The sequence below is a fragment of the Mucilaginibacter lacusdianchii genome (assembly GCF_009770985.1).
In the GTDB taxonomy this organism is placed as follows: Bacteria; Bacteroidota; Bacteroidia; order Sphingobacteriales; family Sphingobacteriaceae; genus Mucilaginibacter; species Mucilaginibacter lacusdianchii.
In genome coordinates this window covers 1254126-1267818 of record NZ_WSRW01000002.1, presented here as the reverse complement: position 1 = coordinate 1267818, position 13693 = coordinate 1254126, and the positions used below count along the sequence as shown (strand labels likewise).

Genomic DNA, 13693 nt, shown 5'->3' with positions numbered 1-13693 from the left:
AAGATTTCTCGTATCACTCGAAATGACAGGGAGTTTATGGCTTATTTTCCACCTCACCCGGTGCAATCAACCTTGCCACAAACATAGTATCTGCCTTACGCTCATAGCCTTTCAATACCTGCATTTCTTCCAATTGCAAGCCTAATTCTTTGACCAAGAAGTCCACGTTCTCTTCATTCTCGGCTTTAAAGGCCGAGCAGGTAATATAGATAAGTGCTTTACCGGGCTTTAGATACTTAACTACATTGCGGGCAATGCTTTGCTGCAAACGCTGAAAGAAAGCAATGCGGTGTGGGTTGAATTGTGTTACCAGTTCCGGCGTGCGGCCCCAGGTGCCCGAGCCGGTACAGGGTGCATCCAAAATGATGCCGTCGAAGGCATAATTGTGCATAATGAAGTCAGGGTTTTGCGTCAGGTCCAGAATCTTTTTCTGGTAACGGTTAATGCCCGCTTGTCTAAAGCGTTCGTCCAGATTAGCCAGAATATTTTCCCGTACATCTGATACCACCAGTTTCAAATCCGGCTCCTGATCATGCAATAGCAGCGATTTACCGCCCGATGCGGCGCAGGCATCCCACCAGTTTTCCCAGCGACTTGGCTTGAAATAACGGGCGGTTTGTTGCGATGAATAATCCTGTACCTCAAACCAGTGCTGATTAGGAAAAATGTTTTCCAACCGTGTGCCATTTGGCAATGTTAGGCAGTTGCTGCCTTCATCTTTAAACGAAATTTCGGCTTTCTTTAGTTCTGCTTTTACCTGTTGTTCAAAGCCCTTGCGTACCCGTATGTATAAATCGGGCTGTATGAAAAATGATTTTAAAAATGCTTCTTTATCAATGCCTGCCGACAAATGTTCCAGCCAAGGATAAATATCTTCGAGCCTGAAAGCTGGATAGGCTGTTTTGATCATAGTGATCTTTTCATCTAATTCAAAACCTACACAGTTGGCCCATTCCGGTTTAAAATGCTGTAAAAAGGAGTTTACCTGATTATTACATAAAAATTCAGCTACCATCAAACGATCTTCGGCCGGCAAGTTAGCCAGCGCACTGCCTAATCGAAAATAGTTGTAAATTAACCTGCTGGCCACGCGGCGGTCGGTAGAACCCATTTGTTTGTTTTGCCTGAAAAAACCTGGCAAAAACTTACCCAATGGCGTATCGGCAGGGTATTCGCTTAAAATGCGTTGAAAGGTTTTTAATTGATTGAGCGCTTTCATTCTACTAGCCTTAATTCGTAATTAGCATATTTCAAAATGCTAACATGTGTATTTACCCAACCTAAGCCTGGCTTTTTTTCAAAACTGAAACCGTTATGCAAAGCCGTATAATTATGCCGGTCTAAATGGTTTAGTTCATTATTGTCCTGAGCCAGTAGTTGTCCAAAGTATAAGCCATCATCAAAACCTTTATAAGCATATGTGCTAGGCTCGCTGTTAAAATGCTTACGGTAAGCTTTTATAAAAGTTATGGTGGCCGGCGCACGGTAATTTACCCGTTCGGCAGCAGTGATATGTACTTTTAAGCGTTGTAACAAATCCGCTTTCAAAAAGGCAAATTTGTCCCAGTTAGGGTGTCCAAACACGGTAACCGGATAATTTTTACGCAGTGTGTCTAATGAACGCATGGTAACCATCAAAAATTGCTGGTTTACCGATGGTACCATAAATACGTTTTCTTCGGTTTTAGATAATTGTGCTAAAAGCGGTGTAAGTTTGCCACGTACCACATTCAGGTTGATTACCCTAACCTTTTTGCGGCCCAGGCTATCTATAAATTTTTGAAATGGAACAGTATACTTGTTATCTTCACTAAAGCCCGACTTTAATACAAAAACCCGCTTTGCCCTTAATACTTTACTAATATAGCGGGCAGCATGCCAGGCATGATATTCTAAAGGCGGATTAACTGTAATCAGGTTAGGGTTACCAAACTCGGCAGGCGACGCAGGGGAAAGGGGAGACAGTAAAGGTTTGTTTACCGATGCAGGCCTGCCGGTGAATGATTTAATACCTTCCGGAAAAACAGGGCCTACAATTAAGTTGCTATTACGAATGGCCGGGTTGGTAGACAAACTGTGCGTGTAGCCAGGTTCATCTTTGGTATCAAACAGCTGCAAGCGATAATTATAACCCAGGTTGGTTAAAGAATCGAGCGCCAGGCGGAAACCTTGGTAATAATCAATGGCAATATTCGCCTTTTTCAGGTCGGCCTTGTTATAGCCTTTTAACGAATTCAGTTTATCCAGGTTAAAAGGCAGCAACATAGCAATTGCCGAGGTTTTGCCAGATACGGTACCTGCAGGTTTTGCAGGTGTTGTGGCTGATTGGGGTACCGTTGTAACAGGCTGCGCCGCTTTTGGCGGCGCAGTTTTAGTAACAGGTTGCACTTTAGGTGAACAGGCGCTTACTATAAGCAAGCCTAGTACCCAAAACAGCTGTTTATTCCCACTCAATGGTAGCCGGTGGTTTCGAACTAATGTCATATACAACCCGGTTTATTCCTTTTACGTTGTTGATAATTTCGTTTGATATTTTGGCCAGCAGGGTGTAAGGCAAATGGCACCAGTCGGCTGTCATGCCATCCAGTGATTCCACTGCGCGTAAGCAAACTACGTTTTCATACGTACGCTCATCGCCCATTACACCTACCGATTGTACCGGCAAATAAATGGCGCCGGCTTGCCAAACTTTATCGTAAACACCTGCCGACCGCAAATTGTTGATATAAATTGCATCGGCCTGTTGCAAAATGTTTACCTTCTCGGGCGTTACCTCACCCAATATGCGGATAGCTAAGCCCGGACCAGGGAATGGATGGCGACCTAAAATGTTGTCATCAATACCTAAAGATTTACCTACACGGCGCACTTCGTCTTTAAACAAAGTATTCAGCGGTTCAACCACTTTCAACTTCATAAAGTCGGGTAAGCCGCCTACGTTATGGTGCGATTTGATGGTAGCTGACGGACCTTTTACCGATACAGATTCTATTACGTCAGGATAAATAGTACCTTGTCCCAACCATTTAACATCCTGTACCTCATGGGCGGCATCATCAAATACTTCGATAAATACACGGCCAATGGCTTTACGTTTTTTCTCCGGATCGGTTAAACCGGCTAAAGCATCGTAAAAGCGCTGTTTAGCGTCAATACCACGAACGTTTAGGCCCATGTGCTTGTATGAATCTAATACCGATTCAAACTCATCTTTACGTAATAAACCGTTGTCTACAAAAATGCAGTACAGGTTTTTGCCGATGGCTTGGTGCAGTAAAACAGCAGCAACGGATGAATCTACACCGCCTGAAAGACCTAAAACTACTTTATCATTCCCTAGCTTTTCTTTAAGCGATGCTACTGTAGTATCGATGAACGATTCGGAAGTCCAGTCTTGCTTACAGCCGCAGATGTCTACCAAGAAGTTTTGCAACAGTTGCTTGCCGTCGGTACTGTGAGTTACCTCTGGGTGGAATTGTATACCGTAGGTTTGTGTGCCTTTAATCTGGTAAGCCGCTACGCGTACGCTGTCGGTGCTGGCGATAATGTCAAAATCATCAGCTACTTGTTTAATAGTATCACCGTGCGACATCCAAACTTGTGATGATGCAGGCACTTCTTTAAACAACGGGTTAGCTTCATTAATGTATTGCAGATTGGCCCGGCCGTACTCGCGTGTGCTGGAGGCTTGTACATCACCGCCGTTGTGCTGCGCCAGGTATTGCGCACCATAGCACACACCTAAAATAGGCATCTTGCCATGGTAAGGTGCAAAATCAAACTGTGGTGCATCTTCCTGACGAACCGAGTAAGGGCTACCAGAAAGGATAATACCTTTTATAGTGCTGTCAATTTCCGGAAAATGATTGAAAGGATGAATCTCGCAATAGATATTGAGTTCTCTGACGCGACGGGCAATCAGCTGTGTAAACTGTGAGCCAAAGTCAAGAATGAGGATTTTTTCTTGCATGGGCAAAGATAGTTTTTTGCTGTGAGATGTAAGATAAGAGATTTGATATTGATGCGTTTACCAATAAACCATTGCTCATAATTACGCTCAAAACATTATTTTTAAGGAAAAATTCATCTACCAACTATGCGTATTATGCTCAAATATTTTTTGTCTGCTTTAACATTAATAACCTTTTCAGTTACAGTAAAAGCACAAACGGCCGATGCCGTGTATGATAAATACGTTGATTTTAACTTGGCCAGGCTAGAAGGACGCACCGAAGATGCATTTAAACTCGGTGCCGAGGTTTTGCCCGTAACAGACAAGTTGCCCGCTAAAAGCCAGATTAGTTTTAGTAACAGCATGGCCAAGCTTTATGAAGATGCCAATCAATTGGACAAGGCCCTGCCGCTTTATGAAAAAGTGGCTGTTGCCGTGCCTGATTTTTATGTAGTACACCGAGCTTTAGGATACATTTATGTAAGTAAAGCTAATGATTTGGCAAAAAAGCTAAACGCAAGTGCAGGAAATAAACAAGCTAACACTACAATTGCAGCTGAATACAAAGCTATGGTGAATAAAGCCTTGCCACATTTGGAAAAAGCCCAGGCCTGTGACCCAAGTGATGAAACGTTGGCATTGATCAAAACTTTATTCAAAAACACTCAAAATACTTCCGGCCTGGCGTCTCTAAATGAGCGGATAGCGCAGTTGAGCAAAAACTGCCTTACTATTTTGGATGAAAATTAAATATGAATGATGTAAAAAGACTGTGGTTAATAGTATACAACTTATAAGAGTATAGACAAAAATATACAAGTTGTAAATTTAAGTGGTTGAAATTGATGATAGGCTTTTATATATGATAAGATAGAATAATTAAAAATTTCACTTTGAAAAATGAACGAGGCACCAGCGTAGTACCTGGTGCCTGCAAGTTAGAAAATGCCAATAAAGCCTAAAATAACAACAATTACGCTTATTACGAGGAATGCAATTATTGTTAAAGTAGCAACTGTTTCTTTGTGAGTAACTTTAGGTAAGTCTTTGTTCATGTTTAGTAAATAGTATAATTTCTAAAAAAGGCTGGTTTAAAGACCATTATTTTAAAATAATATCAAAAATTAAGCCATGAAATTAACATTAACTTAAATTAAAATAAATTATTAATTAAAATAAAGGGGTGTAGTATGCCCTTCAACCAGACCTTTACGAATAGCAGGTGCAAATTGATACAATATTTTTTTAGAATAAAATAGGCTTTCCTTGTTTAGGATAGATGAGGTTAAGGTGCAATGAATTTATGTCTTTGAGTTGCTGTATAATATGATTGATTTGACTTTGTGGCGGTTTTACATGTGTAACAATTATTTTACAGCTTTGTAATGCCTTTACGCCTGTTAACTGGCTTAGGGTGCTCATCTCTTTCATGAGCCAGTTGGGTGTGAAATGCCCAAACAAGGTTTTATCGGGCTGTTCATTTGCAAACGAAACTTCAATCATTATCGCTTTAAGCTGCCCGGTTTTAATAAGCGGTGCAACTGCTTGCCACAAGTTTTGCAGGTTATGGCTTTTTTCAATTTCATCGGGCCCAGTATCGCCCAAATACAGCAGGTAGCTGCCGTTGTTGTTTACTAAAAAAGCGGTGCTTTGTAGGTTAGAATGACTAAGTGGAAAAGACTGCACTTTTAATGCTGTACCATTAACGCTTATTTCTTTACCCGGTGCAAGTACTTCATAACGGTATTTGCCAAGCTGCGGCTTCTCTCCATCGTTGGCAAAATTGGCCCAGCTTTTCCAGGTAAAGTAGTTGTTTTTAAAAACGTCAATACAATCCGCATTGGCATAAATGGTTTTGGCCGTATCGTCGGGTGAATTGATCAGCAAGCCACTCAGGTGGTCTAAATGTGAGTGTGATATAAAGTAAGCTTTGATGTATTTTTTAAGTACTTGTTCGGCCGGAATGCTGAAAACTTTATTGGCAATAGCTTTTTCAATGCCCGCATGCAAGGTTCCGGCATCTAAACATATATAGTTGCTACTGCCATAAGGTGCTACCAGGTAGGCTGATAGGTTACTTTCGTCGATGCCGCCTTTAACACCTAAGGGCACCAACTGAAAAGACCTGGTTTGCGCAAATGTTGTAGCTGCCATAATGAAAAGCAAAAAGCTAAGCAGGGCATTTTTATATAATACGGAAAGCATACCTGTTAATTGTACCGGCAAAAGTAAAGCAAACCGAGTATTTGCCGGTTATAGGGTTTAAAGTTAATTTAGCGGCATGATGAAAATGAACAGCGCACTGATAGCGAAATTGTTGGTAAGAGTATTCTTTTTACTGATAATACTCGCTTTTGCAGCAGCAATACACTATCAGGACAATCTGAAGCATTTGGGATCTATCCGGTTGGATCAATGGCCACTCATCTTCCCAATTCTGCTTATTTTAGGATTTATAACATTACTGGTATTGTGTACCATTAAAAAGTATCGCGAGGCAGATTTAAATTGGCTGCTGATAGTAAACACCGTAATGCTGATGATTTATGGCATGGCCATATTCATGCGAATTGCGCAATCGGTGGTCTAGTAAGTTCTATTCTGTTTTCATCTTTTTTTGCGCTTGCTCTTCATACTCATAATCGCCACCCAAAAGATAACCCCAAGGTTTTAATCCTTCAACATGATCAAAAATAATTTTCATGATGGCAATGGTAGGGATGGATAAGAACATGCCTGATAACCCCCAAAGCATTTCGCCCAGTACAATGCCTAAAAAGGTGATGAGGGCATTTAGCCGAACCTTTGAACCTACCACTAGGGGTAATAGCAAGTTAGCATCCAACAAGTGAATTACAATTACCGCTATAGCTACAATAACGGCCTTGGCAACTGCCCCGGTAGCAAAAGTAATTAAGCTGCTTAGTGCCAGTGCCGAAAAGATACCGATGTAAGGTATAATATTGAATAAGCCGGTAATAACGCCCAACAACACGGCATACTTAACACCGATGATCAAAAATACAATACAAGCTACTGCCGATACAATCAGCATTTCTAACAATAAGCCTACTATGTATTGTCTAAGTATGCGCTGTATGTTTTCTACAATTTCATATACTACACTGGTTTGGCCTTCTTCTTCGCCAAATACTTTCAATACGAACTTAAACAGCAAGCGGCGGTAAAGCAGTATCAAGAAAGTGAAAATCATGATGAAGGCATAAAACAGGAACAGGGACGATACAGCACCAAATGTAGTTCCCAGCACGGCTCCGCCAGATGCCATGATTTTGCTGGTAGTATCATCAATATATACTCTCTGCTTTTCGGTATTTACATGGAAGGTATCTTGCACCCAAAGCTGAATATCGTGCGATGATTTGCTGATCTGTTGTTTCAGTAGAGGCCAGTCATGTGATAATTGAGATATTTGTGACGCTACTAAATACATGATGCCACCAACGAAGGCTACCAGCAATAATATCGACACAAAGCCGGCCGCACTTCGCGGAAGTTTGAAACGTCTTTCTAAAAAGTTGCTTACCGGCAGCAATAAAATCGCGAATAAAAACCCGAACATCAGCGGGTCTAGCAGTTCTTTGCCTATCATGATTAGGTAACCCAGGGTAATCAGGCCAATAAGTACCAGAGCAAGTTTAGCATAAAAAGGTACCTGAGTTTGTTTTATAATCATAACGGGCTAAAATAAGGTCAATAACTTACAGTATTCAGGGGCTTAACATTAGGCTGACAGATATGTTTTTGCCGTTTTGAGAAAGCGCATATATTTAGAATGTACTTGTTACAATTCGTTCTAAAATTTGCTTGATGTAATGGTCCATTATTTGCAATGGTTGTTTACTGAACTGCTGTGTTATCCGGTTGGCCAAAATGATATTAAATGATAAAGCTTTATGCCCTAAATTACCAGCCAGGCCATAAATGCCGGCCGTTTCCATTTCTAAATTTGTTATTCGCTGGTGGCCTGCTTCAAATTGTTGAATGATATCCATTAAATCCGGTACGGCGTTTTGAGCTCTTACCTGCCGGCCTTGCGGGGTATAAAAGCCCGGGGCTGTAATAGTGACACCGTGCTGTAAGCCAATTCCTAAAGTTGACAATAGTTGCTGGCCGGCTGTTGCAAAGTAAGGGTTGAGTAAATAACTTTCGGGTAGCGTAGCTTTGAAGGCGTTCAAAAGCTGCGTTTCTTCGCTATTTAATGAATGAGTGTAATAATGCATCAACGGATCCAGGCCAATAGCGCTGGCCGATACCAGCAGGCTATCCACTTCAATATATGCTTGCACGGCACCCGATGTGCCGATACGAATGATGTTTAATGATTTTAGATCTGATTTTACCAGGCGCGTTTGCAAGTCTATATTTACCAGGGCATCCAGCTCATTCAAAATAATATCAATATTATCGGTACCAATGCCGGTTGAAATAACGGTGATACGTTTATTGCCGATGCGACCGGTATGCGTTACAAATTCGCGTTTGCCTTTTCTTATTTCGATGTGGTCAAAATATTTACTTACCTCGGCAACACGGTCCTGATCGCCTACGGTAATAACAGTGTCGGCCACTTCGTGCGGAAACAAGTTGATATGGTAGGCGCTGCCATCGGCATTTAAAATTAAGTCGGTTTCAGAAATGTAACTCATCTAGCAAAGGTATCAAAGTTGTATTTTGATGGTAACCAATTTTGCGTAGTTTTGTAACGCTTTAAACATAAAGCACTTACTCCAATGGTAATATAACCCGACCTGTCGGCTTTTATTTCTGCTTCATTATCTTCTGCGCTGTAAGATTACAGGTCATACCCATCCCTGCAAGCTATTAACATTAGTTTTCATGTTTAATTTCTTTTTATGACCAGTAATATTGGCCCTAACCCCAACATGGTGCATCCTATGCCGCATCAGGAAAAAATTGTATTCCTTAAAAATATTATTACTCGACCCAATATCATCGCGGGCGATTACAGTTATTATCACGACCTGGACGACCCGTATAATTTTGAACGGAATGTTGTTTATCATTACGATTTTATTGGCGATAAACTCATCATCGGTAAGTTTTGCGCCATAGCATCAGGTGTAAAATTTATAATGAATGGCGCCAACCATGAGCTTAAACCTATATCTACCTTCCCGTTCTTCATATTCGGTAACGGATGGGAACAAATGCTTGACGAGGTGGAGATGGATGGCAAATTTCCGTACAAAGGCGATACCATAGTAGGGAATGATGTGTGGATTGGCAACGGTGCCACCATTTTGCCTGGTGTACGTATTGGTAACGGCGCTATCATAGCTTCTGAAGCCGTAGTAACCAAAGATATACCCGACTATGCCATTGTGGGCGGTAACCCCGCGCGCGTTATCCGTAAGCGATTTGCGGATACAGATATTGAGCGACTGTTGGATATAGCCTGGTGGAACTGGACTGCCGAACAAATCACCACACATTTAAAGCTTATTAACAGCAACAATATAGATGCGCTTGAAGAGGTTGCCAAAAGCATATGGTAAACAAATAAGTTTGTGCTTTGTAGAAATATGTAACCATGCTTAAAATTAAACATTATGGCAAAGTACTCAGCAAAAGCACAAGATAAAGTAGGCGAGGCCATGCACGAAATGAAAGAAGGCAAGCTGAAAAGCGGAACCAGCGGTAAAAAGGTGACCAATCCAAAACAAGCCGTAGCTATTGGCCTCTCCGAAGCGCGTAAAGAAGGCGCTAAAGTGCCAAAAAAGAAATCATAAAATAGAAAAGCCCTGCATGTACAGGGCTTTTCTATTTTAATATGGTTATAAATTACTTAACAACAAAAGCTGCCATTTTATCGCCCCAGGCAAAGCTTACTTTGCCGGATGCATCAACCTTAAAAGTTAGTTTTTCGGTAAATGATGAAGCTTTTTGTGTTTTCACGGTTACGCGTGCAGCATCATCTTCTTCTTTGTAAACGGTACCCCAGTTTTTAACACCTTTATTGAACATAATGGTCCATTCTTTTTCGCCGGGGATAGTATAAATAGCATACTTGCCTGCTGGCAATGCTTTGCCTTCTACTTTTACATCCTTACTAAACTGAATGGTAGTTGCTTCGTTTGCACCGGTACGCCATACTTTGCCGTAAGTGGCAATATCAGTACCAATGGTGCGGCCTTTAACTGATGGTTGGCTGTAAGCTACTTCAATGGCTACGCCTTTGCTGGTAGTTGCACGTACAGTATCCGGCGGACTAGGGCGTTTGCTTTTATCCATTTGCGCCGAAGCGGTAAAGGCAGACAAAATAAAGGTAACAATAAAGGAAACTTTGATTAACTTTTTCATATTTGTTTTGATTGGGTTAAAACTTATAAAATTGGTGGCGTAGTAAAGGTATCAATAATTTTCATCAGCACTATAGCTTCCTCAATGGTGCAAGGGTTGGGTTCTTCGCCACGCAGGTAACCTACTACGCTGGTAATCATGGGTTGCTGTATATGTTCGGGCTGGGTAAACTCTGTGTTTTGCGTGCCGGTACTAGTTTCTACAGTAACGGCATTGCCGAATACTGAAAAGCTGATTTTGCCTTCGGTACCTACAATCTCGCAGGTATCCACGTTCTGGTTTTCGGCTACATCAAAACACCACGAGCCGTTAAACACCACATTGTTTTTAAATAAAATCTGTCCGCACACATGATCGTCGGCCTCATTAACGCCCGACTGATTTAGGCTGAACCCTTGATAAAAAGCCGGTTCACCGAAAAAGTAAAGCATCAAATCAAGCTGGTGCGGGGCCAGGTCATGAAAATAGCCGCCGCCAGATATTTCGGGATTGATGCGCCAGTTAGGTGCACCTTGTGTTACCAAGTTTGGTTTGCGGCTTTGCCATAGCCGCATTTGTACCGTGCGCACCTCACCAATGGTTTGTTTGTCTAACAGCTTTTTGACTTCTAAAAACATGGGAACCCTGCGGCGGTAATGGGCCACTACCAATTTGCCATTGTGTTTTTGCACAGCATCGGCCAGTTGTTGCGCTTCGGCAGCGTTACGGGTTACCGGCTTTTCAACATACACCGGTAATCCCTTTTCAAGCGCAGCCAGTGCATACTCCAAATGTGAAGATGGTGGTGTGGCTATATAAACAGCGTTAATCTCAGGGTAGCTAAGCAACTGCCCGGCATCGCTGTACCATCTGGCAACATTATGCCTATGCGCATAATCCGCAGCCTTTGCCTCGTCACGGCGCATAACAGCAACCAGCTTGCTGCCGGGTACCTTGTTAAATGCCGGGCCGCTTTTTTTTTCGGTCACATCGCCGCAGCCTATAATTCCCCAGTTTATGGTTTCCATCAGGCGTGTGCATTTAAAATATTTTCAATCTGCGTTAACTCATCTGCTGAAAAGCTCAGGTTATTTAACGATTTTAACGAGTCGGCTAATTGCTCTGATTTGCTGGCACCTACCAGTACCGAGGTTACGCGGCTGTCTTTCAATAACCAGGCAATGGCCATTTGTGCCAGTGTTTGTCCACGTTGCTGCGCCAGGTTGTTTAGTTGTTGTATCTGCCCAACCTTTTCAGGGGTGATTTGATTGGTTTGCAAATGCCCTGTTGATTTAGCCGCACGCGAATCTTCGGGAATGCCATGCAGGTATTTATCTGTCAGCATACCTTGGGCCAATGGCGAAAAAGGTATACAACCTACGCCTTCAGTTTGCAGCACATCCAGCAAGCCGCCTTCTACCCAGCGCTCAAACATCGAATATTTGGGCTGATGAATGAGGCATGGCGTACCTAGTTGTTTTAAAATGGTAATTGCTTTTTGCGCTTCTTCGGCCTGATAGTTAGATATACCTACATATAATGCCTTGCCCTGCCTAACAATTAAATCCAAAGCCGACATGGTTTCTTCCAGCGGTGTTTCCGGATCGGGGCGATGATGATAAAAAATGTCTACATAGTCTAACCCCATGCGTTTAAGGCTTTGGTCTAAACTGGCCACCAGATATTTTTTAGAACCAAAGTTGCCATATGGCCCGGGCCACATATCATAACCGGCTTTGCTGGATATAATTAACTCGTCGCGATATCTGGCAAAATCCTTTTTCATCAGGATACCGAAGTTCTCTTCGGCCGAGCCGTATGGCGGTCCGTAATTGTTTGCTAAGTCAAAATGAGTGATGCCGCTGTCAAAAGCCAAATGCAATATTTTGCGGTAATTTTCAAATACATCCACCCCGCCGAAGTTGTGCCATAAGCCCAAAGAAATAGCTGGTAGTTGTATGCCGCTGCGACCGCAACGGCGATAAGGCATGCTTTGATACCGGTTATCGGAAGCTATGTAAGTCATAATATAGGTATTCAGTTTACTAAACCGTAAATGTATCGATTTACCGAATACCTATGTGTTAATTTTAAACAATTTCGGCTACTACAAAGGTGCTGCCACCAGCAAAAACCAGGTCGTTTGGTGCGGCCGTCTGTTGTGCTGCTTGTAGTGCTGCGGGTACTGATGCATAAGTTTGTCCTGCTAAATTAAAAGCGGCTGCTTGTTGCTGCAACGCATCAGCATCCAAGCCGCGGGGGATATCGGGTTTACAAAAATAGTAAGTGGCATTTTTAGGCAACATGCTTAATACTTTGCTGCTGTCTTTATCATTTACCATACCTATTACAAAATGTAAATGCTGATAAGGTACTGCTTCAATATTCTTCAATACTTCTTCGATACCATCCGGATTGTGGCCGGTATCACAAATGGTTAACGGATTAAGGCTCAACGTTTGCCACCTACCTTGTAAACCCGTTAATGTTTTCACCTGACGCAACGCTGTTGTAACATCCTCGTTAGTAATGGCAAAGCCTTGAATCCGTAATTTACCTATAGCCGACAGAACAGTTTTAACGTTTTTAAGCTGGTAGGTTCCGGTCAGGTCCAAGTTGATTACTGGCGGATAATCAGTGTTGGTTGATGCAGTGCGATTTACCTGCAAAGCTATTTCTGAGTTTGAGACCTCTGCCTTCTCGCTATTAATGGGTGTAATCTCCCAGTCTTTAGATGCAAAGCTGATAGGTGCTTTTTGCTCTGCCGCTTTATCTAAAAATACCTGTGCAATTTTGGGTTGGTATTCGCCAATGATAACGGGAGTTTCCGCTTTAATAATTCCGGCTTTTTCGCTGGCTATTTCGGGCAGGGTATTGCCCAGCAAGTTCATGTGATCCCAGCCAATATTGGTGATGATGGATAGGAGAGGGCTGATGACGTTGGTAGAATCTAACCTGCCGCCCAAACCAACTTCAATAATAGCTATATCAACATCATGACTTACAAAAGCGTCAAAAGCCAAGGCTACCGTCATTTCAAAAAAGGAGGGTTGAATTTCTTCAAAGTCGGTTTGATGATGGGCTACAAACTCAACTACTTCCTGTTCGCTGATCATCTGCCCGTTAATGCGGATGCGTTCCCTGAAATCGCGCAGGTGCGGGGAGGTATATAAACCGGTTTTGTAGCCAGCCGTTTGCAGCACGGCGGCCAGCATGTGCGATGTTGATCCTTTGCCATTGGTGCCGCCCACATGTACGGTTTTAAATTTATGCTGCGGATTATCCAGCCGTTCGCACAAAGCCAGGGTATTGGTCAGGTCTTTTTTAAAAGCCGATGCGCCTATGCGGGTAAACATTGGCAGCTGGTTGTATAAATAATCGAGCGTTTCCGGGTAGTTCATGTTCATTAGTTGCAGT

General features: G+C 42.4%; 14 protein-coding genes. 4 read left to right on the top strand and 10 right to left on the bottom strand.

Annotated elements, in window-relative coordinates; translation table 11 throughout:
• Nucleotides 1-34 precede the first annotated feature (34 nt).
• Genes GPM24_RS12405 through guaA form a run of 3 tightly spaced genes read right to left on the bottom strand, consistent with a single transcriptional unit; the run spans nucleotide 35 to nucleotide 3970 of the window.
• Entirely contained in the window at nucleotides 35-1219 is a 1185-nt protein-coding gene (locus GPM24_RS12405) for an RsmB/NOP family class I SAM-dependent RNA methyltransferase (RefSeq protein WP_158827063.1), read from the bottom strand.
• Nucleotides 1216-2484 carry an ABC transporter substrate-binding protein gene (locus GPM24_RS12400; RefSeq protein WP_158827062.1) on the bottom strand — a complete coding sequence of 423 codons (1269 nt, stop codon included), beginning with the start codon at nucleotides 2482-2484 and terminating at the stop codon, nucleotides 1216-1218. Before GPM24_RS12400 ends, GPM24_RS12405 begins: the two co-directional genes overlap by 4 nt.
• A complete protein-coding gene (guaA, locus tag GPM24_RS12395) occupies nucleotides 2441-3970 on the bottom strand; it encodes a glutamine-hydrolyzing GMP synthase (protein ID WP_158827061.1) in 1530 nt (509 codons plus the stop codon). The genes GPM24_RS12400 and guaA overlap by 44 nt, the downstream gene beginning before the upstream one ends.
• A gap of 135 nt (nucleotides 3971-4105) precedes the next feature.
• Between guaA and GPM24_RS12390 the strand changes: the two genes are divergently transcribed.
• Complete coding sequence (locus GPM24_RS12390; RefSeq protein WP_158827060.1) at nucleotides 4106-4702, top strand: tetratricopeptide repeat protein; 597 nt, start codon at nucleotides 4106-4108, stop codon at nucleotides 4700-4702.
• Nucleotides 4703-5197: 495 nt separating this feature from the next.
• Here GPM24_RS12390 and GPM24_RS12385 read toward each other — a convergent pair whose 3' ends face one another.
• On the bottom strand, nucleotides 5198-6157 hold the full coding sequence (locus tag GPM24_RS12385; RefSeq protein ID WP_158827059.1) for an MBL fold metallo-hydrolase: 960 nt from the start codon (nucleotides 6155-6157) through the stop codon (nucleotides 5198-5200).
• Between the two features lie 76 nt (nucleotides 6158-6233).
• Between GPM24_RS12385 and GPM24_RS12380 the strand changes: the two genes are divergently transcribed.
• On the top strand, nucleotides 6234-6542 hold the full coding sequence (locus GPM24_RS12380; RefSeq protein ID WP_158827058.1) for a hypothetical protein: 309 nt from the start codon (nucleotides 6234-6236) through the stop codon (nucleotides 6540-6542).
• A gap of 6 nt (nucleotides 6543-6548) precedes the next feature.
• On the opposite strand, the gene GPM24_RS12375 is transcribed toward GPM24_RS12380, so the two are convergent.
• On the bottom strand, nucleotides 6549-7649 hold the full coding sequence (locus tag GPM24_RS12375) for an AI-2E family transporter (protein WP_158827057.1): 1101 nt from the start codon (nucleotides 7647-7649) through the stop codon (nucleotides 6549-6551).
• Between the two features lie 94 nt (nucleotides 7650-7743).
• Nucleotides 7744-8622, bottom strand: a complete 879-nt coding sequence (locus GPM24_RS12370; RefSeq protein WP_158827056.1) for a nucleoside phosphorylase — start codon at nucleotides 8620-8622, stop codon at nucleotides 7744-7746.
• Nucleotides 8623-8829: 207 nt separating this feature from the next.
• Between GPM24_RS12370 and GPM24_RS12365 the strand changes: the two genes are divergently transcribed.
• Both GPM24_RS12365 and GPM24_RS12360 read left to right on the top strand, forming a co-directional pair.
• Nucleotides 8830-9492 carry a CatB-related O-acetyltransferase gene (locus GPM24_RS12365; protein ID WP_158827055.1) on the top strand — a complete coding sequence of 221 codons (663 nt, stop codon included), beginning with the start codon at nucleotides 8830-8832 and terminating at the stop codon, nucleotides 9490-9492.
• 54 nt (nucleotides 9493-9546) lie between these two features.
• Nucleotides 9547-9726, top strand: coding sequence for a DUF6496 domain-containing protein (locus GPM24_RS12360; RefSeq protein ID WP_158827054.1), 180 nt, complete (start codon nucleotides 9547-9549; stop codon nucleotides 9724-9726).
• Nucleotides 9727-9778: 52 nt separating this feature from the next.
• Here the strand turns inward: GPM24_RS12360 and GPM24_RS12355 are convergent, their stop codons facing one another.
• The 4 genes from GPM24_RS12355 to GPM24_RS12340 all read right to left on the bottom strand — a co-directional run bounded on the left by GPM24_RS12355 (nucleotide 9779) and on the right by GPM24_RS12340 (nucleotide 13677).
• A complete protein-coding gene (locus tag GPM24_RS12355; protein ID WP_158827053.1) occupies nucleotides 9779-10297 on the bottom strand; it encodes a DUF2911 domain-containing protein in 519 nt (172 codons plus the stop codon).
• 23 nt (nucleotides 10298-10320) lie between these two features.
• Complete coding sequence (locus GPM24_RS12350; RefSeq protein WP_158827052.1) at nucleotides 10321-11304, bottom strand: Gfo/Idh/MocA family protein; 984 nt, start codon at nucleotides 11302-11304, stop codon at nucleotides 10321-10323.
• Nucleotides 11304-12302 carry an L-glyceraldehyde 3-phosphate reductase gene (gene mgrA, locus GPM24_RS12345; RefSeq protein WP_199269733.1) on the bottom strand — a complete coding sequence of 333 codons (999 nt, stop codon included), beginning with the start codon at nucleotides 12300-12302 and terminating at the stop codon, nucleotides 11304-11306. The genes GPM24_RS12350 and mgrA overlap by 1 nt, the downstream gene beginning before the upstream one ends.
• Nucleotides 12303-12366: 64 nt before the next feature.
• On the bottom strand, nucleotides 12367-13677 hold the full coding sequence (locus GPM24_RS12340; RefSeq protein ID WP_158827350.1) for a bifunctional folylpolyglutamate synthase/dihydrofolate synthase: 1311 nt from the start codon (nucleotides 13675-13677) through the stop codon (nucleotides 12367-12369).
• Nucleotides 13678-13693 lie beyond the last annotated feature (16 nt).

What these genes read in the sequence shown, in the direction of transcription:
- GPM24_RS12405 (WP_158827063.1), bottom strand. Translation starts at nt 1,219, where the DNA reads ATGAAAGCGCTCAATCAATTAAAAACCTTTCAACGCATTTTAAGCGAA.
- GPM24_RS12400 (WP_158827062.1), bottom strand. Translation starts at nt 2,484, where the DNA reads ATGACATTAGTTCGAAACCACCGGCTACCATTGAGTGGGAATAAACAG.
- guaA (WP_158827061.1), bottom strand. Translation starts at nt 3,970, where the DNA reads ATGCAAGAAAAAATCCTCATTCTTGACTTTGGCTCACAGTTTACACAG.
- GPM24_RS12390 (WP_158827060.1), top strand. Translation starts at nt 4,106, where the DNA reads ATGCTCAAATATTTTTTGTCTGCTTTAACATTAATAACCTTTTCAGTT.
- GPM24_RS12385 (WP_158827059.1), bottom strand. Translation starts at nt 6,157, where the DNA reads ATGCTTTCCGTATTATATAAAAATGCCCTGCTTAGCTTTTTGCTTTTC.
- GPM24_RS12380 (WP_158827058.1), top strand. Translation starts at nt 6,234, where the DNA reads ATGATGAAAATGAACAGCGCACTGATAGCGAAATTGTTGGTAAGAGTA.
- GPM24_RS12375 (WP_158827057.1), bottom strand. Translation starts at nt 7,649, where the DNA reads ATGATTATAAAACAAACTCAGGTACCTTTTTATGCTAAACTTGCTCTG.
- GPM24_RS12370 (WP_158827056.1), bottom strand. Translation starts at nt 8,622, where the DNA reads ATGAGTTACATTTCTGAAACCGACTTAATTTTAAATGCCGATGGCAGC.
- GPM24_RS12365 (WP_158827055.1), top strand. Translation starts at nt 8,830, where the DNA reads ATGACCAGTAATATTGGCCCTAACCCCAACATGGTGCATCCTATGCCG.
- GPM24_RS12360 (WP_158827054.1), top strand. Translation starts at nt 9,547, where the DNA reads ATGGCAAAGTACTCAGCAAAAGCACAAGATAAAGTAGGCGAGGCCATG.
- GPM24_RS12355 (WP_158827053.1), bottom strand. Translation starts at nt 10,297, where the DNA reads ATGAAAAAGTTAATCAAAGTTTCCTTTATTGTTACCTTTATTTTGTCT.
- GPM24_RS12350 (WP_158827052.1), bottom strand. Translation starts at nt 11,304, where the DNA reads ATGGAAACCATAAACTGGGGAATTATAGGCTGCGGCGATGTGACCGAA.
- mgrA (WP_199269733.1), bottom strand. Translation starts at nt 12,302, where the DNA reads ATGACTTACATAGCTTCCGATAACCGGTATCAAAGCATGCCTTATCGC.
- GPM24_RS12340 (WP_158827350.1), bottom strand. Translation starts at nt 13,677, where the DNA reads ATGAACTACCCGGAAACGCTCGATTATTTATACAACCAGCTGCCAATG.